General features: G+C 68.9%; 15 protein-coding genes, 1 pseudogene and 1 riboswitch. Of the genes and pseudogenes, 6 read left to right on the top strand and 10 right to left on the bottom strand.

Annotated elements, in window-relative coordinates; translation table 11 throughout:
• Positions 1-123: 123 nt before the first annotated feature.
• The 8 genes from ABZY44_RS19255 to ABZY44_RS19290 form a co-directional block, all read right to left on the bottom strand.
• The gene (locus ABZY44_RS19255; RefSeq protein WP_356655292.1) at positions 124-1,245 is read right to left on the bottom strand and encodes a dipeptide ABC transporter ATP-binding protein; all 1,122 of its coding nucleotides are present in this window, start codon (positions 1,243-1,245) and stop codon (positions 124-126) included.
• Positions 1,242-2,318: an ABC transporter ATP-binding protein gene (locus ABZY44_RS19260; protein ID WP_356655324.1), complete on the bottom strand. Its 1,077-nt coding sequence runs from the start codon at positions 2,316-2,318 to the stop codon at positions 1,242-1,244. The genes ABZY44_RS19255 and ABZY44_RS19260 overlap by 4 nt, the downstream gene beginning before the upstream one ends.
• Before the next feature lie 89 nt (positions 2,319-2,407).
• Positions 2,408-3,409 (bottom strand): ABC transporter permease, encoded by a 1,002-nt coding sequence (locus ABZY44_RS19265; protein ID WP_356655294.1) that lies wholly within the window; start codon positions 3,407-3,409, stop codon positions 2,408-2,410.
• A gap of 197 nt (positions 3,410-3,606) precedes the next feature.
• Positions 3,607-5,385, bottom strand: coding sequence for an ABC transporter substrate-binding protein (locus ABZY44_RS19270; protein WP_356655296.1), 1,779 nt, complete (start codon positions 5,383-5,385; stop codon positions 3,607-3,609).
• A gap of 31 nt (positions 5,386-5,416) precedes the next feature.
• Complete coding sequence (locus tag ABZY44_RS19275; protein ID WP_356655298.1) at positions 5,417-6,409, bottom strand: ABC transporter permease; 993 nt, start codon at positions 6,407-6,409, stop codon at positions 5,417-5,419.
• Positions 6,410-6,931: 522 nt separating this feature from the next.
• Positions 6,932-7,672 carry an enhanced serine sensitivity protein SseB C-terminal domain-containing protein gene (locus ABZY44_RS19280; RefSeq protein ID WP_356655300.1) on the bottom strand — a complete coding sequence of 247 codons (741 nt, stop codon included), beginning with the start codon at positions 7,670-7,672 and terminating at the stop codon, positions 6,932-6,934.
• Between the two features lie 66 nt (positions 7,673-7,738).
• Positions 7,739-8,449, bottom strand: coding sequence for an enhanced serine sensitivity protein SseB (locus tag ABZY44_RS19285; protein WP_356655326.1), 711 nt, complete (start codon positions 8,447-8,449; stop codon positions 7,739-7,741).
• Positions 8,450-8,550: 101 nt separating this feature from the next.
• Positions 8,551-9,162 (bottom strand): AAA family ATPase, encoded by a 612-nt coding sequence (locus ABZY44_RS19290; protein WP_356655328.1) that lies wholly within the window; start codon positions 9,160-9,162, stop codon positions 8,551-8,553.
• A 289-nt stretch (positions 9,163-9,451) separates the two neighbouring features.
• Positions 9,452-9,556, top strand: a riboswitch (glycine riboswitch).
• Between the two features lie 183 nt (positions 9,557-9,739).
• Between ABZY44_RS19290 and gcvT the strand changes: the two genes are divergently transcribed.
• The 5 genes from gcvT (at position 9,740) to ABZY44_RS19315 (ending at position 16,095) form a co-directional block, all read left to right on the top strand.
• On the top strand, positions 9,740-10,855 hold the full coding sequence (gene gcvT / locus ABZY44_RS19295; protein WP_356655302.1) for a glycine cleavage system aminomethyltransferase GcvT: 1,116 nt from the start codon (positions 9,740-9,742) through the stop codon (positions 10,853-10,855).
• A 160-nt stretch (positions 10,856-11,015) separates the two neighbouring features.
• The gene (gene gcvH, locus ABZY44_RS19300; RefSeq protein ID WP_356655304.1) at positions 11,016-11,396 is read left to right on the top strand and encodes a glycine cleavage system protein GcvH; all 381 of its coding nucleotides are present in this window, start codon (positions 11,016-11,018) and stop codon (positions 11,394-11,396) included.
• Between the two features lie 16 nt (positions 11,397-11,412).
• Positions 11,413-12,669 carry a serine hydroxymethyltransferase gene (gene glyA, locus ABZY44_RS19305; protein ID WP_356655306.1) on the top strand — a complete coding sequence of 419 codons (1,257 nt, stop codon included), beginning with the start codon at positions 11,413-11,415 and terminating at the stop codon, positions 12,667-12,669.
• A gap of 180 nt (positions 12,670-12,849) precedes the next feature.
• On the top strand, positions 12,850-14,529 hold the full coding sequence (locus tag ABZY44_RS19310; RefSeq protein ID WP_356655308.1) for an APC family permease: 1,680 nt from the start codon (positions 12,850-12,852) through the stop codon (positions 14,527-14,529).
• A gap of 183 nt (positions 14,530-14,712) precedes the next feature.
• The gene (locus ABZY44_RS19315) at positions 14,713-16,095 is read left to right on the top strand and encodes an L-serine ammonia-lyase (protein ID WP_356655310.1); all 1,383 of its coding nucleotides are present in this window, start codon (positions 14,713-14,715) and stop codon (positions 16,093-16,095) included.
• A gap of 162 nt (positions 16,096-16,257) precedes the next feature.
• Here ABZY44_RS19315 and ABZY44_RS19320 read toward each other — a convergent pair whose 3' ends face one another.
• Both ABZY44_RS19320 and ABZY44_RS19325 read right to left on the bottom strand, forming a co-directional pair.
• Entirely contained in the window at positions 16,258-16,524 is a 267-nt protein-coding gene (locus ABZY44_RS19320) for a hypothetical protein (protein WP_356655312.1), read from the bottom strand.
• Positions 16,525-16,555: 31 nt separating this feature from the next.
• On the bottom strand, positions 16,556-23,797 hold the full coding sequence (locus tag ABZY44_RS19325) for a polymorphic toxin-type HINT domain-containing protein (protein WP_356655314.1): 7,242 nt from the start codon (positions 23,795-23,797) through the stop codon (positions 16,556-16,558).
• Between the two features lie 406 nt (positions 23,798-24,203).
• Here ABZY44_RS19325 and ABZY44_RS19330 point away from each other — a divergent pair.
• A pseudogene (locus ABZY44_RS19330) lies at positions 24,204-24,624 on the top strand (hypothetical protein); the annotation flags it as partial.

Genomic DNA, 24,624 nt, shown 5'->3' on the forward strand with positions numbered 1-24,624 from the left:
AGGGGGGGGCCGATCCCCGGGCTCCGGGGTGCGGGATCCCGGGGCTCGGGCCCGGGGGTCGGCCCGGGGAGCCCGGGCGCGGCCCGGCTCGGCCGCTACTCCACGACCGCTACTCCACGACCGTTACTCCACGACCGTGGAGACCGCTTCCGCGGCGCCCGGGAGGGCCGGGTCGTCCGGGCTCTGGTCCGGCGCGTTCTCCGGGTGGTGACAGGCCACCTGGTGGCCGGTCTTCAGAGCGACGAGCGGCGGCTCCTGCACCGTGCAGATCTGCGTCGCCTTCCAGCACCGGGTGTGGAAGCGGCAGCCGCTCGGCGGCGAGATCGGCGAGGGGACGTCGCCCTTCAGCAGGATGCGGCCGCTCTTCGCGCCGCGCCGCCTGGGGTCCGGCACCGGCACGGCCGACATCAGCGCGGTCGTGTACGGGTGCATCGGAGCCTCGTACAGGGACTTGCGGTCGGCGAGCTCGACGATCTTGCCGAGGTACATGACCGCGATGCGGTCCGAGACGTGCCGGATGACCGACAGGTCGTGCGCGATGATCACGTAGGTGAGGCCGAGCTCCTCCTGGAGGTCGTCCAGCAGGTTGACCACCTGGGCCTGGATCGACACGTCCAGCGCCGAGACCGGCTCGTCCGCGACGACCAGCTTCGGCTTGAGCGCGAGCGCCCGCGCGATGCCGATGCGCTGGCGCTGGCCGCCGGAGAACTCGTGCGGGTAGCGGTTGTAGTGCTCCGGGTTCAGGCCGACCAGGGAGAGCAGCCGCTGCACCTCCGCCTTGAGGCCGCCCTCGGGCTGGACGCCCTGGAGCTTGAACGGCGCGCCGATGATGGTGCCCACCGTGTGCCGCGGGTTCAGGGAGCCGTAGGGGTCCTGGAAGATCATCTGCACGTCGCGGCGCAGCGGGCGCATGGCGCCGACGCTCAGGTGCGTGATGTCCTTGCCCTCGAACTCGACCTTGCCGCCGGTCGGTTCGAGCAGGCGCGTGATCAGCCGGCCCATGGTCGACTTGCCGCAGCCGGACTCGCCGACGATGCCGAGGGTCTCGCCGCGCCGGACGTCGAAGTCGATGCCGTCGACGGCCTTCACGGCCCCCGCCTGGCGGCGCAGCAGCCCCTTGGTGATGGGGAAGTGCTTGACCAGGCCGGTCACCTTCAGCAGGGGTTCGGGGGACGCGTCCGCCTGCGCGGGGACCGCGCCCGTGGCCGTGCCCGTCCCCGCTTCCGTGTTCTTCTTATCGGTCACAGCTTCGGCGCAATCTCTTCGGTCCAGATCCGGTTCCGCTGCTCCGGGGAGAGGTGGCAGGCGGCCCAGTGGCGGCCGTCACCCTCCGCGGATCCGTCGACCAGGGCCAGCTCGGGCCTCTGGGTACGGGTGATGCCGCCCTTGGGGAGGTCGGCGTAGGGGCAGCGCGGGTGGAAGGCACAGCCGCTCGGGATGTTGATGAGGCTGGGCGGCGATCCCTTGACCGGGATGAGGCGCTCGGTCTGGTCGCGGTCGATGCGCGGCATCGAGCCGAGCAGGCCCCAGGTGTAGGGGTGCCGGGGCTCGTAGAAGATCTTCTCGGCGCTGCCGCGCTCCACGCACCGGCCGCCGTACATCACGAGGATGTCGTCGGCCATCTCGGCGACCACGCCGAGGTCGTGCGTGATCATGATGACCGCGGAGCCGAACTCCCGCTGCAGGTCCCGGATCAGGTCCAGGATCTGTGCCTGGACGGTGACGTCCAGGGCGGTGGTCGGCTCGTCCGCGATGAGCAGCTCGGGGTTGTTGACCAGCGACATCGCGATCATCGCGCGCTGGCGCATGCCGCCCGAGAACTCGTGCGGGTAGGAATCGACGCGCTGCTGGGGCTCCGGGATGCCGACGCGGTCGAGCATTTCGACGGCCCGCTTGCGCGCCGTCTTCTTGTCCACGTCGTGGTGGGTCCGGTAGGCCTCGACGATCTGCTTGCCGACCGAGTAGTACGGGTGCATCGCGGACAGCGGGTCCTGGAAGACCATGGCCATCTTGCGGCCGCGCAGGGTGCGTACGTGGTCGGCGTCGGCCGTGATCAGGTCCTCGCCGTCGAGCACCACCTCGCCCGAGATCTGCGGACGGTTGCGGACGTGACCGGTGCGGTGCAGGCCCATGATCGCGAGCGAGGTCACCGACTTGCCCGAGCCGGATTCGCCCACGATGCCGAGCGTCTTGCCGCGCTCGAGGTCGAAGGAGAGCCCGTCGACGGACTTGACCAGGCCGTCGTCGGTCGGGAAGTGCACCTTGAGGTCGCGCACCGAGAGGAAGGCCCGGTCCCGCACCCTGCCCTGCTCGGGCACGAAGGCGGGGCCGGAGGCGGGGGCCGCCGTGGAGCCGGACGCGGGGGCCGGTACGGACGCGGCCCCGGCGTCGGTGGTGTGGTTCTCGGTCACGTCAGCCTCACGCGCGGGTCGATGACGGCGTACAGCAGGTCCACGATCAGGTTGGCCAGCACCACGAACAGTGCGGCGAGCAGGGTGACACCCATGATCACCGGGAGGTCGCCCGCGCTGATGGCGGCGACGGCTGCCGTCCCCAGACCCTGGAAGTTGAAGGTCGTCTCGGTGAGCACCGCGCCGCCGAGGAGTCCGCCGAGGTCGAGGCCGAACATCGTGACGACCGGGGTCAGCGTGGAGCGCAGGGCGTGCTTGCGGATGACCACGCCCTCCTTGAGCCCCTTGGCGCGGGCGGTGCGGATGTAGTCCTCGCCGAGCACGTCCAGCATCGTGGCGCGGGTGATGCGGGCGTAGGTGGCGGCGAAGAGGAAGGCCAGGGTCACCCAGGGCAGGATCAGGGAGTTGAGCCAGGCCCCCGGATCCTCGGTGAGCGGTTTGTAGTTGGAGACGTCCAGCCAGCCGAGGCCGTAGACGAAGACCGCTGGGGCCACCATGCCGGTGAAGAAGATCGGCAGGGAGACGCCGGCGAGTGCTCCGACCATGACGGTGCGGTCGACGGCGGTCCGGCGCTTGAGCGCGGAGATCACACCGGTGGCCACGCCCGCGATCAGCCAGATGACGGCCGCGCCGAGCGCGAGCGACAGGGTGACCGGCATGCGGTCGACCAGGGTGTCCCAGACGGGGACCTCGGTCTTGAAGGAGTAGCCGAAGCACGGGGCCGCGCAGTGCGTGATCTCGGTGCCGCCGTCGTAGTCGCGGCCGGTGAAGATGCCCTTCATGAAGATCAGGTACTGCTCGGAGATGGGCTTGTCGAAGCCCATCTTGACCCGGATGCCCGCCAGGGCGGTCGCGTTGGTCTCGCGTCCGGCGTACATGAGCGCCGGGTCGCTGCCGGTCAGCTTCGGGACCGCGAAGAAGATGCCGAAGGTGACCGCGGAGACCACCAGCAGCGTTGCGGCGACGTTGAAAAGTCGCCGTATGAGGTAGACGAGCACTGCAGTCGGCCGCTCGGGCCGACGGCCGCCGCCCCTTGTGGGGACGGCAACCGCCGCCTGCGGCCTTCACCTGCCCTTCGGACTAGCGCATGTGCGGTGAAGGCGTAACCAGCTGGTGTCTGACGAGCCGTACGGTCGGCCGCCCGGTCGATCGGACGAGTCGGGCGGCCTGCGAACCGTGGTGCGGCTGCGACTGACTACTTCGCGACGCCGAGGGTGGCAAGGTCGATCTTGCCGAGGGAGTCGTTGAAGTAGACGTTGGTCAGGCGCGGGTTGTGGTAGACGAAGGCCTTGTCGAAGTTGATCGGCAGATACAGCGCCTTCTCCATGACCTTCTGGTTGATCTGGGTGTAGAACGGCGCGGCGGCTTCCGGGGTGGCGGCGGCAGCGGCGGTCTTGAACAGCCCGTTGATCTCAGGGTCGTTGATCATGCTGTAGTTGTTGTTGCCGTTCGGCAGGATGAACGAACCGTCGACCAGCGGCTGCAGGAAGCCCGAGCCGGAGTTGTAGTCGGCGCCCCAGCCCATCACGATGATGCCGTAGCCCTTGGCCTTCACGTTCTCCGGCGAACCGATGACGGAGGACGAGAGCTTGCCGTCGTACTGGTCGATCGTGACCTTGATGCCGACCTTGTCGAGGGCCGCCTGCAGGGACTCCGCGGACTTCACCTCGGGGGCGCGGTTGTTGCGGACCGCGATGGTGGTCGTGAAGCCGTCCGGCTTGCCACAGGCCTTGAGGGCCTCCTTGGCCTTCTCGATCTGCGGCTCGCCCTTGGTCAGGCCGTACGGGTCGTACTTCTTGTCGGCACCGGGGATGCCGGGCGGCAGCATGTTCGCGCCGAGGTCACCACTGGTCGGGCCGCCGCGGGCGGTCTGCAGGGACTTGCTGTCGGCCGCGTAGATGACGGCCTTGCGGCACTCGACGTTGTCGAACGGAGCGACGGTCGTCGGGAAGGCGAAGTAGCGGATGTAGCCCGTGAACGGGTTGTCCGCGTTGGCCTTGAGCGCCTCGTCCTTGAGGACCTTGTTCTTGCCGGCGGCCTGCATGCCCGTGCCGTCGACCGCGAGGTCGATGTCACCGGAGAGCAGACGCGCGTCCATGTCGTCCGGGTTGGTGGTCACCGTGAAGGAGACCGTGTCCGGCAGGCCCGTGCGGATCGTGTCCGTCGACGGGTCCCAGTTCTCGTTGCGGACGAAGGTCGCGCCCTTGCTCGCCGTGAACTCCGACACCTTGTAAGGACCGGTGGAGACCGGCTTGTTGGTGTAGGTGGCGCCCGTGTCCTTGCCCGCGGGGACCGGGGAGGACGAGGGCATGGCCAGCAGGTACTTGAAGTCGGAGTTGGCGCTCGCCAGGTTGAAGACGATCGTCTTGTCGTCCGGCGTCTCGACGGACTTCAGACCCATCTTGTCGGGGTCGGTGTCCTTGTACGGGCCGGGGTACTTCTGGCCCTGGTCGAGTATGTCGATCAGGTACGTGGGACCGCCGGACAGCACGTCCTGCGCGAAGACGCGCTCGATGCCGTACTTGAAGTCCTTCGAGGTGATCGGCGTGCCGTCCTCGAACTTGACGCCGTCCTTGATCTTGACGGTGTACGTCTTGCCGTCGTTGCTCAGGACCGGGTCGGCCGCGGCGAGGTCCGGGACCAGCTTGGTGCCCGCGGCGCCCGGCTTGCTGTCGTACGCGAACAGCTGGCGGATGTAGAGCCGCTGCATGCTCCACACGAAGCCGTAGTACGCGCGCGCCGGGTCGAGGTAGTCGACGTCCTGGGGGGACCAGAGCTTGAGCTCTCCGCCCTTGGTGGTCGACGGGTTCACGATGCCCGTGGTCGCGGCGTTGAAGCCGCTGGCACCGGCCGCCGGCTTGCCCTCGGAGGGCTTCTTGGCGTCGTCCTTGGAGCACGCCACGGCGGACATCGACAGGGCAGCGACCACCGCGGTGATCGCGAGCGCCTTCTTTCTGCGGATCACGTTGTTCAACCTCCATTGGTGGGTGAATCGTTGAAGCGGTTCAGCTGCCCTTGGGGTCGAGTGCGTCGCGCAGCCCGTCCCCGAAGAGGTTGAACGCCAGGACGGTGATGAAGATCGTCATACCCGGGACCACCATGTACATGGGGTCGTCCTGGTAGATGGGGATGGCATCCGACAGCATCTTTCCCCAGGAGGCGGTGGGCGGTTTGACGCCGGCACCGAGGAAGCTGAGGGCCGCCTCCGTCAGGATGTTCGTCGGGATGATCAGCGTCGTGTAGACGAGGATCGGCGCGAACAGGTTCGGCAGCAGCTCCTTGATCAGGATGTAGCCGCGGCCGGCGCCCAGGCTGCGCGCCGCCTCCACGTACTCGCGTTCGCGCAGGGAGATCGTCTGGCCCCGCACGATGCGGCCGATGTAGGGCCACCCGAAGAAGCCGATGACGACGACGAGTACGCCCATGCGGACGCCCGAACCGGTGAAGCCCCAGAGGGAGTTGGGGACCACGGAGACCAGGGAGATGGTGAAGAGCAGCTGCGGGAAGGCCAGCAGCAGGTCCATCGTGCGGCTGATGAGGCCGTCGACCCAGCCGCCGAGGAAACCGGCCAGGGCGCCCAGCAGGCTGCCGAGGACGACGGAGACGAAGGCTGCGAGGAACGCGACGACCAGGGAGATGCGGGCGCCGAAGACGATCCGGCTGAACACGTCGCGCCCGTTGGTCGGTTCGACGCCCAGCAGGTAATCGGGGCTGATGCCGCCGAAGGACCCGAGCGGTGTGCCGAATTCCGGGTCGAGGAGATCCTCGTGGAACTCGTTGGGCGGGTGGCCCAGCAGGCTCACGATCAGCGGGGCGAAGACCGCCACCAGGATCAGGAGGATCACGACCACGCCGCCCGTCAGCGCGATCTTGTCGCGCTTGAGCCGCATCCAGGCGATGCGGCCGGGCGAGCGGCCTTCGATGGCCTTGGCTGGGACGTCGGCTACGGACACGGGTGCGGGAGTCTCCGCGCTCGTGTCGTGCAGTGGTGCCGTCATCGTGGTGGGGACCCCTCTCGGCCGACGGGTGGGCCGGCCCATGCCCGCCGCTGTGGCGGCGTTGGTGCGGAGTGGCGCTCGGAGTGCGGAGTACTGGAAGAGTGCGGGAGGGCCCGGGTGCGCGGGAGGCGCACTCGATGCCGTGCGGTGCTGGCAGTACTGGCGTAGCTGGTGGTGCGCGTGGTGCTGTGCGAAACGACAAGCGAATTTCCCGTGGCAGGTCCGCCTCCGGGAGGACTGACCTGCTCTTGGGTGGGGAGTCTTCATCGGGCGCTCGATCAGCCGCCAGACCCGCAGGTGAATGGATGCGCAACCGTGATGTGAGGGTCGAGTTCCCGTTATCCGGACTTCGCTGGCGTCTCAGCGGAGCAAGACCGTGCGTTCGGTGCGGAATGGGACATGGCGCCCAACTCGTCGTACCAGCATGCCTATTGGGCGTACATCAGCGGCGAAATCAGGACAACGCAAAGGCCGCACGGAACGCCTGTTCCGTGCGGCCTCGCATGGCTTGATACCGATGTCTCAGTAACCGGCCGCCTGTCCCTCGCGGTCGTAGAAGGGCCTCGTCTGCGCCCGGAGCCACATCGCCACGGGGTCGTGCTCGTCCGCGAGCGCGACCGTGCACACGGGCACGCCCTCGGGGACCACGCCGACGGACTGGCGCATCATCTCCCGTACGGACTCCAGCGCGGGCGCGGAGGCGTCGTAGAGGTCGAGCCCGACGGCCAGGTACGGAGACCCGAGCGCGGGCTGCACCCAGGCGCGGCGCAGCGAGCGGACGGCGGGCGTGCGGTGCGCGTGCTGCGTGAGCAGCCCGTAGAACTGCGGGAGCTCCAGGGCGGGCTCGGACAGCCGCAGCGGTCCCGCCGGCATCCGGTCGAGACCGGTGGCGATCCGGCGCAGGTCGGCCCAGGGGATGCCGACGCCGCCGCCCTGGGCATGGGGATTGAGCCACAGCCCCCAGCGGTCGGGGTAGAGGGCGCGGGCGATGTCCCGGCCGGTGACCACCTCGTAGCCCCGGTTCCAGCCACTGGCGGCCAGCTCCTGGGGGGAGGTCACGCAGGGCGCGTAGCCGAGGTTCTCGACCTCCATGCCGCCGTACTGGGCATCCGGCGAGCCGGGCTGCCCCTGCCAGAGCAGCATCCACAGCCGGCCCTCGGCGAGGGCGTGCAGGAGCGACTCGTAGCTCTCGTAGCGCCCGGGAGTCACCTGGCGCAGCATGTGCTCGACCTGCCCGACCGCGGCCGTGCCTGACGCACTCACCCGGTACCCCTCTTCGTCTGTTCGTCCGCCCGTCGCCCACGCGTGTCCACACCAGCTTAAGCGTGCCTACGGCAGGTAGAAGGGGCGCACGCGCGTAACGATGAAGTCGACGACCGGGTCCTCGGCGGCGTCGAGGAGGATCAACTGGACGGGCCAGGGGGCCGGTACGCGCGCCAGGGCGCGGCCCAGGGCCTCCATCGGGGCGTTTCGCATGTCGGTCGACCATCCCACCAGCTGGACGCCGACGTACAGCTCCGGGGCCCCGCCCTCGACGCTGGCGAGGCAGCGGTAGGCGGCCGTGACCGCCGCGGTGGCGCGGAACTCCTCCGCGGCGGCGGCCAGGAAGTCCACCGGGTCCTGCTGCCAGTCGGGTTCGAAGAGCCGGACCCGGCCGCCGGTGGCGGTGCCGTCGAGCGCGCTCCGGCCGGCGCGGCACAGCTCGGCGACGGCGGGCGGGGGGAGCGGGGCGCCGACGGCGCCCTCGGGATTGAGCGCGATGCCCAGCTGCGGGGGCAGGCCGCGGGCGAAGTCCACGGCGGGGGCCACGGCGAAGTCCATGGCGGGTCCGGCGCAGGCGCGGAACTGCTCCTCGGAGGTGTAGACGGGCACGTACGCGGCGCCGTTGATCTCCATGGTGGGCAGGCTCAGACTGCCCACGCCGCCGGGCAGCGGGATCCACACGTGGCTGCGCCCGAGCACCTCGACGATCCGCCCGCCGGCGTCCGCCTGCCCCAGCGCCGCCCCGAGCACCTGCTCCAGCTCGTTACCCGGCCACATGTACGCCTCCGCTTCGTTCACCCTTGTCCGCCCCGAGGTTAACGGTCGGCCCCGCCCCGCCCGCCGGGGGCCGGGCCGCGGCGGCCGCCGCGGCCGCGCGGCTACCGGAAGCCGATCTCCGTCAGGCGGGACGCCGCCGGCCGGTCCAGGAGGACCACCGACGCGCAGCCGGCCGGCGGACGGCCCGACTCCGCCTCGCGCAGCAGCCGGGCCACCGCGCCGCGGTGCCGGGCGAAGGCGTACGCCGACACCCCCCGCCCGCGCGCCGCCTGCCCAGCCCTGGCCTCCTCGGGGGTGGTGTCCAGGAGCACCAGGTGCAGCGCGCGGCCCCGGCGCCGGGCGGCCCCGGCGAGGACGGCCCGTACCCAGCTCTGGGTACCGCAGTCGTGGACCACGGCCGAGGCTCCGGAGCGCAGCACCCGCCACAGCCCCCAGTAGTGGGCGATCCGGACGGCCGGCCGGTACACCGCGTACGGCACGGGGGCCGGCATCAGGCGCTCCCACCGCTCGCGCGCGTCCTGGGAGTCGATGCCGCCGCCCTGTGCGGCCCGCTTGATCAGGGTGCTCTTGCCGCCGCCGGGCAGTCCGGACACCACCACGATGTCGCCGTCGGCGAAGCGCAGCCGGCCGGGGCCCGCCACCGCGCGCAGGTCCCGTACGACCGCCGTCGCCGGCTCGGCCGGCCCCCGCGCCGCGCCGCGCTGCGTGGGCACCCCGGCGGCGCCGCCCCCGCCGGTCCCCGCATCGGCTTCCGCGCCCGTCGTCGTGTTCGCTGCCGTGCTCGGTGCCGTGCTCGTTGCCGTGCTCGCTGCCGTCAGTGCTCCGAATCTCCGCACAGTGATCGCCTCCCCCGCGTCGGGCCACCGGGACCCGTCCCCTGAGTGTAAAGAGACGGTAATCCGGGACCACCGGTTCCGCTCCGCTTGCGGACCCCCTCCCCCATTCGGCCGCACGCCGTGCAATGATGTGCGCCATCTGGACACCAACTGCATACCGGCCGCTTGAATCCACGCGGGAGAGTCCCGGCGGGCCCGCAAGGCCGCGTCCGGGCGCCGAAGGAGCAAGTACCTCCCTTGAATCTCTCAGGCCCCGTACCGCGTGGATGAGGCAGATCTGAAAAGCGAGCCGCGCCACCGCCCGTGAGGGCACCGGCGCTGCTCCACCCAAGGTGCAAGTCGAAGGCCTTCCCCTGGAAGCGGGGAACTCTCGGCGAACCTCTCAGGTTCCGATGACAGATGGGGAGGAACTCCTCCTCGTCATGTCATGCCCTGGGACCCGGGAGCCACACCCATGAGCACTGCCCCCCGCCTGACCGCCCTCGATGCGCTGCACCGTTCACTCGGTGCGACCATGACCGATTTCGCGGGCTGGGACATGCCGCTGCGGTACAGCAGCGAGCGCGACGAGCACAACGCCGTCCGCACCAAGGCCGGCCTGTTCGACCTCTCCCACATGGGCGAGATCACCCTGACCGGCCCCGAGGCCGTCAAGGCCCTCGACTACGCGCTGGTGGGCAACATCTCCACCGTCGGCGTCGGCCGCGCCCGCTACACGCACATCTGCCAGGAGGACGGCGGGATCATCGACGACCTGATCGTCTACCGCCTCGGCGAGGACGAGTTCATGGTCGTCGCGAACGCCTCCAACGCGCAGGTCGTCCTCGACACGATCACCGAGCGCGCCGCCGGCTTCGACGCCGCGGTCCGCGACGACCGCGACGCGTACGCGCTGCTCGCGGTGCAGGGTCCGCAGTCCCCGGGCATCCTGGCCTCCCTCACGGACGCCGACCTGGACGGGCTGAAGTACTACGCCGGCCTGCCGGGCACGGTCGCCGGGGTGCCCGCGCTGATCGCCCGCACCGGTTACACCGGTGAGGACGGCTTCGAGCTCTTCGTCGCCCCCGAGCACGCCGTGGAGCTGTGGCAGGCGCTGACCAAGGCGGGCGAGGGTGTCGGCCTGGTGCCCGCGGGCCTGTCCTGCCGCGACACGCTGCGCCTGGAGGCGGGCATGCCGCTGTACGGGCACGAGCTGACCACCTCCCTCACCCCGTTCGACGCGGGTCTGGGCCGGGTCGTGAAGTTCGAGAAGGAGGGCGACTTCGTCGGCCGCGCCGCCCTGGAGGCCGCCGCCGAGCGCGCCGCCGCCAGCCCGCCGCGCAAGCTGGTCGGCCTGATCGCCGAGGGCCGCCGCGTTCCGCGCGCCGGCTTCTCCGTGACGTTCGACGGCCAGGTCGTCGGCGAGGTCACCTCGGGCGCCCCGTCCCCGACGCTGGGCAAGCCGATCGCGATGGCCTATGTCGACGCGGCGCACGCCGCGCCCGGCACCTCCGGCGTCGGCGTGGACATTCGCGGTACGCATGAGGCGTACGAGGTCGTGGCTCTGCCGTTCTACAAGCGGCAGAAGTAACTCTGTACGGGACCGCTGCCGTTCGGGTCGCCCCGCCGGGGCTCCCGCACCGGTTCCCGTACGCCCTCGCGCCCGCGCTCCGTCCCGGTCCGTCCCGGTCCGTCTCGGCACGCAGGACCACCGTTCGTATCCACTCCCCCGCATCCAGGAGAATCAGGTCATGAGCAACCCCCAGCAGCTGCGTTACAGCAAGGAGCACGAGTGGCTGTCGGTCGCCGAGGACGGCGTCTCGACGGTCGGCATCACGGAGTTCGCGGCCAACGCGCTCGGTGACGTCGTATACGCCCAGCTCCCCGAGGTCGGCGACACGGTGACGGCAGGCGAGACCTGTGGCGAGCTGGAGTCGACCAAGTCGGTCAGCGACCTGTACTCCCCCGTCACCGGCGAGATCGTCGAGGCCAACCAGGACGTCGTGGACGACCCGTCCCTGGTGAACTCGGCCCCGTTCGAGGGTGGCTGGCTCTTCAAGGTGCGCGTCACGGAGGAGCCGGCCGACCTGCTCTCCGTGGACGAGTACGCCAAGCTCACCTCCGGCAACTGACCCCAGGGGATCGAAGATGTCTGCAATGAACACCCCTCTCCACGAGCTCGACCCGGACGTCGCCGCCGCTGTCGACGCCGAACTCGTGCGCCAGCAGTCGACCCTGGAAATGATCGCGTCGGAGAACTTCGCCCCGGTCGCCGTCATGGAGGCCCAGGGCTCGGTCCTGACCAACAAGTACGCCGAGGGCTACCCCGGCCGCCGCTACTACGGCGGCTGCGAGCACGTGGACGTCGTCGAGCAGATCGCGATCGACCGCATCAAGGCGCTGTTCGGCGCCGAGGCCGCGAACGTGCAGCCCCACTCGGGTGCGCAGGCCAACGCGGCCGCGATGTTCGCGCTGCTGAAGCCGGGCGACACGATCATGGGCCTGAACCTGGCCCACGGTGGCCACCTGACCCACGGCATGAAGATCAACTTCTCCGGCAAGCTCTACAACGTGGTCCCGTACCACGTCGACGAGACCGGCCAGGTCGACATGGCCGAGGTCGAGCGCCTCGCCAAGGAGTCCAAGCCGCAGCTGATCGTCGCGGGCTGGTCCGCCTACCCGCGCCAGCTGGACTTCGCCGCCTTCCGCCGCATCGCGGACGAGGTCGGCGCGTACCTGATGGTCGACATGGCCCACTTCGCCGGCCTGGTCGCCGCGGGTCTGCACCCGAACCCGGTGCCGCACGCCCACGTCGTGACCACCACCACGCACAAGACCCTCGGCGGTCCGCGCGGCGGTGTCATCCTGTCGACGCAGGAGCTGGCCAAGAAGATCAACTCCGCGGTCTTCCCGGGCCAGCAGGGCGGTCCGCTGGAGCACGTGATCGCGGCCAAGGCCGTCTCCTTCAAGATCGCGGCCTCGCCCGAGTTCAAGGAGCGCCAGGAGCGCACCCTGGCGGGCGCCAAGATCATCGCCGAGCGCCTGGTGCAGCCGGACGTCACCGAGGTCGGCGTGTCCGTCCTCTCCGGCGGTACGGACGTCCACCTGGTCCTGGTCGACCTGCGCAACTCCGAGCTGGACGGCCAGCAGGCCGAGGACCGGCTCCACGAGATCGGCATCACGGTCAACCGGAACGCCATTCCGAACGACCCGCGCCCGCCGATGGTCACCTCCGGCCTGCGCATCGGTACCCCGGCCCTGGCCACGCGCGGTTTCGGCGCGGAGGACTTCACCGAGGTCGCGGAGATCATCGCGGCCGCGCTGAAGCCGGCCTTCGACGGCGACTCCCTGAAGGCGCGCGTCTCGGCGCTCGCCGGGAAGTTCCCGCTGTACCCGACGCTCTGACGTCACCGTGAGGGGCCCGGCGCCTGCCCGTTCGTCCACGGGCTCCGGGCCCCTCTCATGACCAAAGGCCTGATGGAACCTGCCGATCGCCACTGATTCGTTTTATTTCATGGCAAATAGGCTGCGAATAAGGAGTCGCCGGACTCGACGGTCCCCTCGGCAGGACGGACAGCACACCTCATGGACATGAGCGCGGCCAACAGGAAGGGGCTCAGCCTCTTCGCCCTGATCATGATCGGGCTCGGCTCGATCTTCGGCTCGGGGTGGCTCTTCGGCGCCGGCCGGGCAGCCACCGTCGCGGGGCCCGCGGCCATCGTCGCCTGGGTCATCGGCGCCGTGCTCATCGGCATGATCGCCATGTCGTACGCGGAGTTGGGCGCCGCCTACCCGCTGCCCGGCTCGATGGCCCGCTTCGGCGCCCTCTCGCACGGACCCGTGCTGGGCTTCATCACCGGCTGGGCGGGCTGGATCGCCATCGCCGCACTGATCCCGATCGAGTCCATCGCCGGTACGCAGTACATGTCGTCCTGGAACTTCGGCTGGGCCAGGGGCCTGGTCGAGAACGGCGGCCTGACGACCTCCGGCATGGCGATGGCGCTGTTCCTGACGGTAGCCCTGTGGCTGGCCTGCTACTGGTCGGTGGCGCTGCTCGCCAAGGCGAACAATCTGCTCACCCTCGTCAAGTTCGCCATCCCGGTGCTCGCCGTGATCGCCCTGATCGCCTCCGGCTTCCACCCGGGCAACTTCACCGACCACGGCGGTTTCGCACCCAACGGCTGGTCCGCCGTCATGACCGCCGTCACCACGTCCGGTGTGGTCTTCGCCTTCAACGGCTTCCAGGCCGTCGTCAACCTCGGCGGCGCCGCCAAGAACCCCGGGCGCGCCATTCCGCTGGCCCTGGTCGGCGCCCTCTCGCTGGGCCTCGTCATCTACCTGGCCCTGCAGATCGCCTTCATCGGCGGTGTCCCGCCCGAGAAGCTGGCCGAGGCCGGCGGCTGGAGCGGCATCGACTTCTCCTCTCCGTTCGCCGACCTGGCCAAGATGCTGATGCTGCACTGGGTCGTCACGATGCTCCAGTTCGGTGCCTTCATCTCGCCGTCCGGCGCCAACATCGGCAACGTCGCCTCGGCCTCGTACATGGCGCAGAACCTCGCGGACACCGGGTTCTTCCCGAAGAAGATCCGGGAGGTCCACCCCAGGTACGGCACCGCGCGTCCCGCGATGTGGCTCAACCTCGGCTTCTCGGTCCTGCTCCTGGTCACCGTCGGCCACAGCTGGGAAGCTCTGGCCGGCGTCGTCTCCGCCGCGATGGTGGTCTCGTACCTGATCGGCCCTGTCGCGGTCGGCGTCCTCCGCGCCACGAAGCCCGAGCTGCCGCGGCCCTTCCGCCTGCCGGCGGCCAGGATCCTCTGCCCGGTCACCTTCGCCTTCGCCGCCTGCGCCCTGTACTGGTCGAAGTGGCCGGACACCGGCAAGGTGGTGCTGCTCACCCTGGTCGCCGCCCCGATCGCGGCCGTGGTGCTCCAGCGCAGGGGCGAGAAGAACCTCGTCCGTCAGTTCGCCCCGGCCTGGTGGATGATCGTCTTCCTGTTGTGGCTGGGCACGCTCTCGGCGCTCGGCAGCGAGGAATTCGGCGGCCGCGGGGTCATCCCCGGCGGTGTGGACATCGCCGTCGTGGGCCTCTCGGCCCTGGGCTTCTACTTCTGGGCCGTCCGGTCCGGGGTCAAGGCCCACTGTGCCGGTCTTCCGGGGCCGGACCCGATCCTGGACGCCGCCCCGGCCGGGGCGGCCGCGGAAACCGGCGCGACCGGCGCGACCGGCGCGACTGACGTACCGGAGCACGCACTGTCCCACGCCTGACCACCACCCCCGACCCTCGACCCTCGACCTCCGACCTCCGATCTCCGACCCCCGACCCCTCCGACAGCCGAGCCGTTCACCTCACCGCGTTAAGCTCGTCTGCCGGACAAAATCCGCAGATCCACCCGATCAACCCCTCCTGCCCCGCTTCCCACCCACGAGCAGACATAGGAGTCCGCAACCGTGGCCATCTCCGTCTTCGATCTCTTCTCGATCGGCATCGGTCCCTCTTCCTCCCACACCGTCGGACCGATGCGCGCCGCGCGCATGTTCGTGACCCGGCTCAAGAAGGACGGTTTCCTGGCCCAGACCGCGTCCGTCCGCGCGGAGCTCTTCGGCTCTCTGGGCGCCACCGGACACGGCCACGGCACCCCCAAGGCCGTCCTGCTGGGCCTCGAGGGCCACTCCCCCCGCACCGTGGACGTGGAGAGCGCCGACGACGAGGTCGAGCGCATCCGCACGACGGGCCGCCTGCGGCTGCTGGGCACGGAGATAGGCGATGTCCACGAGATCGCCTTCGACGAGCCGAACCAGCTGATCCTGCACCGCCGGCGCTCGCTGCCGTACCACGCGAACGGCATGACGCTCTTCGCGTACGACGCCGCCGGCACGCCGCTGCTGGAGAAGACGTACTACTCGGTGGGCGGCGGCTTCGTCGTGGACGAGGACGCGGTCGGCGAGGACCGGATCAAGCTCGACGACACGGTGCTGAAGTACCCCTTCCGCAGCGGCGACGAAATGCTCCGCCTCGCGAACGAGACCGGGCTGTCGATCTCCTCGATGATGCTGGAGAACGAGAAGACCTGGCGCACCGAGGAGGAGATCCGCGCGGGTCTGCTGGAGATCTGGCGCGTCATGCAGGCCTGCGTCTCGCGCGGCATGTCCCGCGAGGGCATCCTCCCCGGCGGCCTGCGGGTCAAGCGCCGGGCCGCCTCCACGGCGCGCCAGCTGCGCACCGAGGGCGACCCGATGATGCACCGCAGCGAGTGGGCGACGATCTACGCGATGGCGGTCAACGAGGAGAACGCGGCGGGCGGCCGCGTCGTCACCGCGCCCACCAACGGCGCGGCGGGGGTCCTGCCCGCCGTCCTGCACTACTACATGAACTTCGTGCCGGGCGCGGACGAGGACGGCGTGGTCCGCTTCCTCCTCGCCGCGGGCGCGATCGGCATGCTCTTCAAGGAGAACGCCTCGATCTCCGGCGCCGAGGTCGGCTGCCAGGGCGAGGTCGGCTCGGCCTGCTCGATGGCGGCCGGCGCCCTCGCGGAGGTCCTGGGCGGCACCCCGGAGCAGGTCGAGAACGCGGCCGAGATCGGCATGGAGCACAACCTCGGCCTGACCTGCGACCCGGTCGGCGGCCTCGTCCAGATCCCGTGCATCGAGCGCAACGGCATGGCGGCGGTCAAGGCCGTCACGGCGGCCAAGATGGCCATGCGCGGCGACGGCAGCCACAAGGTCTCCCTGGACAAGGTCATCAAGACCATGAAGGAGACGGGCGCCGACATGAAGGTCAAGTACAAGGAAACGGCCCGCGGCGGCCTGGCGGTCAACGTCATCGAGTGCTGACGCGGCTTCCCGCCTGACCCCACTCACCGCCGATGGGGCGTGACTCGAAGAGTCACGCCCCATCGGGTTTTCCGGAAAGGCGGAGCAGAGTGGTTTCGCGCCCGTCAGCTCGACTCGTTCAACTGGGCACGAATTCTCGCTACCTAGCCCGTCGTGACATTCTCACTCGAGTTCACCAGATTCATCCGCCAAATCTTCAAGGCGCTCGTGCAACTTCTCACTTTGAATCCTGGTGGACGACCAAGCTCGACTGAAATGTACCAACTTTTTGGCTTCCGATCGACTGCTCAAGCCGAGGTCGACGACAGCACGAATGCACTCGACTTGCGATAGACCTGCCTCCTTCAGCTTGATGAGGACGGCTTCCGCATCAGCGCCCTCGTCCAGGTCGCTGCGCACGGCGTCCAGCACAGCCAGGTACATTGCCATGCGGCAACCCTACCAATCCTTCGATCCGTTCTCAGCAGGCCGGCTTAGGCAGGTCGATGCTCCATTCTCCCTTATGGCCGTTCTCCGGCCCTGAGCTCGTACGCATCCAGTTGACCTTAAGGGTCGTAAATCCTTGGTCGGCGGCGGCGGCAACAACCTTGCGCCTCAGAGCCAAGAAGTCACGCGCACCAACGGAACCTCGCGCAAGATCACCGTCTCGGCCATAAATAGACACATTGTCCAGCGTGATTGTCGTTCCATCGATGTCGACAAAGGCGCCAATGTCTATGTCACCGTGGACACTCTGCAGCACCGTACTGAAGAAGAATCCTCCTCTCAAGTCATCAAGGGATGCAATACCCGAGTTGTGCACGAGGACCGGCGCATTCCCCACCATGACGTAGTAGGTGTGGAAGTCGTCGACGGTGAAGTTGTAGGTGGTGACGGCGTAGCGGTAACTACTGACGGCATTCACCGTGAGGGTGGTGCCGCTGGGCTGGCGGAGTTCTTCGCCGACCTTGAGTTCGCCGGCGTCTATCCACTGGTGGCGGCTTTCGCTCCAGTAGGGGTGGTGGTAGGTGGAGGTGATCTTGGCGGGCGGCCCGCGGGGGCTGGCCTCGTCGGTGAGGGTGAGGTCGGTGAATTCCTTGTCGTCGGGGGTGGTGATGGTGCCGGTGACCCTCTTGGGGCCGGTTTTGCCCGTCTGGGGGTCCGTGGCCATCACGGTGTCACCGACGCGGACGTCTTCGATCTCCTTGGTGCTGCCGTCGGCCATCAGGATCCGAGTGCCGGCGAGGAAGCTGTTCCTCTTGACGGGGCAGGACGCCCCCGAGGAGGAGTCAGCCGACGAACCACCATCGGACTTCGCGGCGTCACCACCATCAACCTTCGCGGCGTCGGCTTCGTCCGCTACTGCCTTGGCTTCTGTTCCGGCGCTATCGCTGGCTGATTCCTTGGCGGCTTTCTCCGATGCGGATTTGGCTGCCTTGGCTTCGGCGTCACGTGCTTCCTTGAAGGCCTTTTTCGCCGTGCTGTAGGCCTCGGCGGCCTTCGACGCCCCGCGTTCGGCTTCGTGGATGGCGTCGTAGGCCTTGTTCATTTCCTTGTAGATCTTGAAGGCCTTGATGCCAACCTTGACGGCCTTGAAGAGCTTGCCCCAGGGGACGAAGTTCAGGGCCGTGTTGATGCAGGCCATCACGTCGCCCTTGGTGAAGCAGTCCCGGGCGTCGTTGTAGCCGATGAGGTCACCGACCACGTCGATAACTTCGTCGATGAGCTGGTCGCGCTTCTTCTTGGCCTCGTTGACCTTCTTCGTGGACTCCTTCAGCTCCGTGTCGGGCGGGCCGTCGTCATCGGACTTTCCGGGGTGCTTTTCGTACCAGTCCGGGTCGTATGTGGAGCCGGTGTCCGTGCCGTTGCTGCCCGAGCAGTACCCGTATCCGAAACAGCTCTCCAGTCCCGTCGGGTCGGATTTGTTGACGGGGTTGTTCTCGGAGTAGGCGTACGCGTTCCACTGCTGGGGATTGCCCGCGTTGATGACTGGGTCGGGGCTGAGGAAGCGGCCGGTTGTGGGGTCGTACTCGCGGGCGCCGATGAGGGTGAATCCGGTGGACTTCTCCTTGGTGCCGCCGATGAAGCCCTTGTCGCCGGCCCAGGTGCCGGGGGCGGGCTGGGTGCCGCGTTCGTTGCCGAACGGGTCGGACGCGCGGCGGATGTGGGTGAGGTCGGAGGCCTGGAACTGGACTCCGCCGGTGCCGTGGTGGTCCGAGCTCTGGTAAGTGAACTTGGAGCCGCTCGTGGTGCTGGTAGTGCGGGTGATCGACAGGCCGCCCGGGGCCCCGTAGGTGCGGACGTTGGAGACCTTGCCGCTGGCGGTGTCCAGGGTGATCTGGTCGGTGCCGAGGTTGAGGGTGGTGCTGGTGGGGTCGCGGCGGATGAGCTGGTTGCCGCCGGTGTCGTAGAGGTAGCTGGTGCCGGCGCTCTCACCGGTGCCGATGACCTTGTCGAGCTTGCCCTGGCCGTTCCAGGTCAGTGCCTTGGTGCCCAGGGTGTTGGTGACGGAGGCGGTGTTGCCGGCCGCGTCGTAGGTGTAGGAGGTGACCTTGGTGCCGGACGGGCCGGTCTCGGTTGAAGACATCAGCGCGTGCGGGCCGCCCGTGCCGCCGCCCGTCTGAGGGTCGGTGGACGGGGTGTTGTTCTTCGGGCCGAACGTCTGCGTGGTGGTGACGTCCTTGGCCGCGTTGCCGGTGACGTCCTTCCTCACCAGCTTCTTGCGGTTGCCCATCGCGTCGTACTCGTACTGCTGCCAGTACGGGGCCGGGCCGCCCACGCTGGGCTTGCCGGTGCCGTCGACAGCGGGACCGGCGCTGTTGGCGCAGCCGCCGATGCCGCGGACGCTGGGCTGGGGGGCCGTCGTCTGGGTGCCGGTGTCGGTCCAGGCCTGGGTCAGCCGTCCCAGGTAGTCGTGCGTGAAGCACTGCAGGTCGCGACCCGCACCGTCCTGCGTGTCACCGATCGAGGTGATCAGGCCGGCCTTGTTGTACGTGTAGTCCAGGACATCCACGCTGGCCGTCGCGGCGGTCTGCTTGTCGAGGGTCGAGCGGACCGGACGGCCGGTGCCCGCGTCGTAGTCGGTGGTCGAGACGACCTGCATGCCGGTGTCACCGACGGTCGTGCGGATCGGACGGCCGTACGGGTCGTAGCGCATGTCCACGAGGTACGGGGTCCGGGTGAGCCCGATCTTGCCGCCGAGCGAGGTCAGGTTGCCCACGACGTCCGAACCGAACGTCAGCGTCTCCACGCCAAGGCCGGCCTTGGTGATGCCGGGCAGGGCGGTCGTCTTCAGCTGCCCGTAGGAGTCGTAGGTGTTGGTCGTCTCGTAGGTGCCGGCCAGCTCCTTCTCCGCCGCCGGGATGGTGACCTTGGTGCCGAGGGAGCGGTAGCCGCCGTCGTAACCGGTGACCTCGGTGACGTAGGCGCTGCCCGTCTTGCCGCCCACGTAGCGGGTCGTGGTGTCGGGCTTGCCCAGGGCCTTGGTGTCGTAGGTGAACGCGCCGACCTGCTTGGCCGGGTCGATGGCCGTGCCCTCGTACGTCGCAACGGGGCGACCGAGGAGGTCAGCCACCGTGGTGGCGCTCCTGAGGCGTCCGTCCGTGGAGACGACGAGGCTCTTCTTGTCGTCGTAGAGCGTGGTGCTGGTGCCCGAGTCGGGGTCGGTGGTCTTGACCACGCGGCCGAGGAGGTCGTAGGTGAAGGTCCACTCGTTGCCGGCGGAGTCCTTCCGCGACAGCTCCTGGCCCTGGGGGTTGGTCAGGTACGTGGTCTCGTCATACGCGCCGGTGGGCGTGTTCGACTTGTACTGACGCAGGATCGAGGTGGTGCCGTTGGTGATCTTGGCTGTGGCGAAACCGCCGGCCGGCGGGATCTGACGGGTCTCGTCCACCCCCGGGTACTGGGTCGTGGAGCGGGACTGCTCCACGCCGAAGGACTGGGAGACGGAGGCGGTGACGCGGCCGAGGCCGTCGAAGACCTGGACGGTCTGGGACGGGATCTTGCTGTCGGGCTGGACCCCGCCGTTGGGCAGGAACACCGCCGCGGAGGGCGCGCCCTGGTCCGTGTAGTACGAGGCGCTGGTCTTGACCTGCCAGCCGTGGGAGTCGAACAGCGCGTCGGTGATCATGCGGCCGGCCACGCCTGACGGGGGTGTGGCCTGGGTCTGGCGGACCCGGCCGAGGCCGTCGTAGAGGGAGTAGCTGGACGTGTAGGAGTTGTCGTTCATGAGCGCCTGGCTCAGAACGGCGGACGGCGCGTTGGTGCCGTTCATCGTGTACGAGAACTTGCGGACCGGGAGCGCGTTGTTCGCGCGTTCCTGGCCCGGCTGCCAGATGGAGACGACCCGGCCGAGAGCGTCGTAGTCGCGTTCGCCGACGTGGTTGTTCTCGTCGGTGGTCTTCAGCGGCTGTGAGCGGCCGATGTCGAGGGTGGTGGTCGACTTCCAGCCCAGCGGATTGGTGTGCGTGACGCTGTTCGGCAGGACGCCCGTGGCCGGGGAGTACGCAGTCGTGGTGACCGCACCACCCGGGTGGGTGGCATCCGTGCGGACCTTGTTGGTGTTGCTGGTGACACGGCCGTACGCGTCGTACGTGGACGTGGAGTTGAGACGGTAGACCGGCTTGCCGGTGCCGTCGTACTTCTCCAGGACCTCCGTACCCGTGCCGTCGGCCGTCGCTCCGACCTGGCCGTAGGCCAGACCGTCGAACAGGGAGCGGGTGTCGCCGACGGTGTTCGCCGCCGTCGGAGTCTGACCGCAGACACCGGAGACGACCAGGGTGCGGGAGGCGAGCTCGGTGACCGCGCCACCGGGGCCGGTCGGGTACTCGAAGGTGGTGCACAGACGCCGGTCCGTGCGCGAGATGTCACTGTTGTCGTCGACCTGGAGCGGGCGCGTCGTCAGCGTACTGTCGTACGTCGACGACCGCTCGCCCGTGCGCCACGTGCCGTTCGCGAGCTTCGCGCGGGACGTGACTTTCGCGGTGTTGACCGCGCGGGCGGTGATCGCGGGCATGCCGGCGGACTGGTTGCGGGTCGCGGTGACCGGGCCGATCCACGGCGTCGTGACCTCGTCCGAGACCACCGTCCCACCGTCACGGTCGTAGGTCTCGCTCTGGCGGACGAACCCGGACAGGACGTTTTCGTCCTTGATGGTCCCGCCTTGCGCGTCGCCCACCGACACGGACCGCTTGGATCCGTTGGCGAGGACGTCGCCGTCCATGCCGCGCAGGTAGGTGGTGACGTTCTTGGTGCGCGGGGCTTCGCTCGCGTTGCCGTTACCGGTGCGGGTGGTGACGGTGGCGAAGCCGCGGAACTGGTCCCAGGTGCGGGTCTTGGGGTCGGTGAACTCGGAGTCGTTGCGGTGCCAGGCGATGCCACCGGTGTACTCGTAGTCGGTGACCGTGGAGACCTGGCCGCCGACCCTGTCCTGCTGGGTGACGGACTGGACGACGACCTTGTTGAACCAGTCGTTGACCGGGTCCGCGAAGGACTGGCCGGGCAGGTACCACTTGACCGGCATGCAGGCCATCGTGTTGCCGTCCTCGGAGGACGGCATCGTGCCCGCGAGACGCGAGCATTCCGGGGCCTTGTAGGCGACGTTGATCTGCCCACCGGTCTCGGTGGTGATCGTCTGGATCCGCGGACGACGGTAGGAAGGCGCCGAGGCGTCCGTGCCGTCCGGACGTCGAACGACCCCGTCGACTCGGTTGGGGAACTGCGTCGCCTGGAAGGAGACGGCCGGGAGCTTGATCGCGGTCTTGCCGTTCGAACCCGTCCGCTCGATCTTGTCGAGCCACAGGGTCGGGGACGTGCCGTCACCCGGGTCCTGGAACGACTGGGTCAGGTCGTAGGTGTCGACCTTCGTCCATGCCGTGCCCGTCCACACCTCGGTGTAGATCTGGGTGAACTTCTTCGTCGTGAAGTACGTCGGGGAGAGGTTCAGGCACTGACCGGTGGCCGCGCACTCCTGGTCGATCGGAGTGTCCGGCCAGGACTTGGCGTTCGCCTTGATCCGCTGAGCCGGATCACAGGTGATCGCACCCGCCACGACACAACGCTCGGCGTTGGTGATCGTGATCTGGGCGGCCGGCTTCGCCGCGCCCTTCGCCGCGATCTGGTCGGGCAGGCGCTGCCCGTAGCCGATCCAGGTGGGGTAGGAGCCGCGCTGGTACTTCGTCGAGGTACCGGTGCCGTTGTTCTGGCCGCCGCCCCGCCCGTAGAAGTTGTCCTCCTGCTCGTAGCGGTAGGTCACCAGGTTCTGGTGCGGGTCCACGACGTAGTCGAGGTTCCACTGCCAGCCCAGCTGCTGCCACGAACCGTTCGCAGGGGTGTCGGCGCCCAGGCACTTGTCCTGACCGCTGTTGAAGTACACCGGAACCGTCGAAACCGACTTGGCCTCCGGGTCCGTACCGTCACCACCCGGCAGGCGGTTCGCGCCGAAGTAGTACTGGGTCCCGTCGGTCGTGGTGACCTTGAAACCCTCACCCTTCCACGCAGCGTTGCGCTGCCCGGTCAGACGCTCGATCTTCGTGCCGTCCTCACCCTGAAGGTGATAGACGCACGTCGCGTCGTCCCGGACGATCTGACCCGCGTGACCCGCCAGGCTCAACGACAGGATGTCGCCGGCCCAGCACTCGTCACCCGACTCCGCGATCCCCGCGTCCTTACAACCCTTGTAAGAACGAGAGATCGAGCCCGGACTCCAGTCCCAGCCCTCACCGAAACCGGACGCCTGCGCGTTCGTCGACGCCGTACGGCCATCGATGGACGAGGAGTCGTAGGCCAGGCCCAGGTCCGGTCCGGCGCCCGCTATGGACGACGGGACCTCGACCGTGTAGCCGTAGGTGAAGTTCGCCGCGTTCGAACCCGCCTGCCAAGAGGCGGAAGGCAGCAGCGGGGTCGCGGTGAAGTCACCGGCCGCACCCGACGGACCCGGCTCCACCGCAAGCGCGACCGCCTGCGGCGCCATCATCTGAGGCGCCGCCGCCGGCGCCGACTGCGCACCCGGGGAAGACTTCAGCAGACTCGGAGCAGACACCGCCGCCTTCGGCGCGTCGACCTCCGCCACCAGACGGCCCGACGCGTCCCTGTGCGACGCCACCGGCGTACGAGCCGTACAGCCCGCCGCACCCGGAGTCGTCAGCGCACAGTCGGGCAGGCGCACGACGCGCGCCCGGTCTCCCCAGTTCGCACCGGTCGTCTTCGACCACGCGGAGAGGTCGATGCCGACCTGCACCGTGCCCGAGGCCGATCCGCCCGTGGCGTCGGTCAGGGCGACGAGCGCGCCTTCGACACCCGCCGCACGCGTCCTCGCCTCGTCCTTCACCTCCACCCGCAGCGAACCCTCAACGGAACCGCTGCTACCGGAAGGGGCGATCGCGATCTCGGAGAGCTTCGGCGAAGGCTTCGCACCCGTGCCGGCGGAGACCCAGACCGGAAGCTCACCCGCCTGAACCGGCTTTGCATCAGCGACACTTCGAGATTTGCCGTCCGACGCAAGCGGAACGGTCGCCGAGCCGGCCGGAGCCTTGGCCTTCGCATCCGGGTTCCACGGCTTGCCGGCCGGCGCCTTGGCGTCGGTGGGCTTGGCATTCGAGCCCTTGACGGGCTTGGTCTGCGGGAGCGCCGTCTTCGGCGGCACCCACACCTTCGGCGGCTTCGCCGCCGCTTCGGCCGCGGGCAACCCGAGGCCGGAAATGATCACCGCAAGCACGGCGATCATCGCTACACGTGGCCGTCTCGCGCGCACGCGCGAAAGCGGACCACCCTGACGAGACAACACATTCCCCCCGCAGAAAATGGAGCAACTCACTCCAGAAATAGGTGAGTCCAGATCCTGCGCACCATAAGGAAGGGAACGTCTATTCGTACAGGAAGTTCTTAGTCTTTCTTTACATGATCAATATCACGCGCTGGACAACATGGCACTTCACGTCGTGAATCGGACAGATGTATCTCACAGGCTGTTGACAGATTTGCAGAGAGTAAGGAGCGTGCGCGTGACCTTCGTTCACCGACGCGCATAGCGAGGACCTCTGCCCATGAGGCCAACTTCTTCATCACCCGACCCCAGACAGGGCCGGGGGACCCGCCGGCGTCGGCGGACGTCCGCGGCCGCGATGCTGCCGGTGGTAGGCACCGCCGTCCTGTCCCTCGGGGCCGGGCTGATCGCCGCCCCGGACGCCTTCGCGGCCGGCTCGCCGGCGCCCGCCCCGAAGTCCGGTGCCGCGCTCGCCCCCAAGGCCGCGCCCACCGCCCAGCAGAAGGCCGTGGACGCGGCGTTGGCCCAGGCGAAGCGCACCGGCAAGCCGGTAGTGGTCGAGCACCTGACGACCACGGACTCGCAGACGTTCGCCAACCCGGGCGGGACGCTCACCATGGACGCCGCCTCGGCTCCCGAGCGGGTGAAGCAGAAGGACGGGGCCTGGCGGGCGATCGACACCACGCTGCGGGTCAACGGCGACGGGACGATATCCCCGGCCGTGGTCCCCTCCGCGCTGAGCATCTCCGGCGGCGGCACCGGCCCGATGGCGACGATGACCACGGCCG

It is taken from the genome of Streptomyces sp. NPDC006544 (assembly GCF_040611715.1).
Taxonomy (GTDB): domain Bacteria; phylum Actinomycetota; class Actinomycetes; order Streptomycetales; family Streptomycetaceae; genus Streptomyces.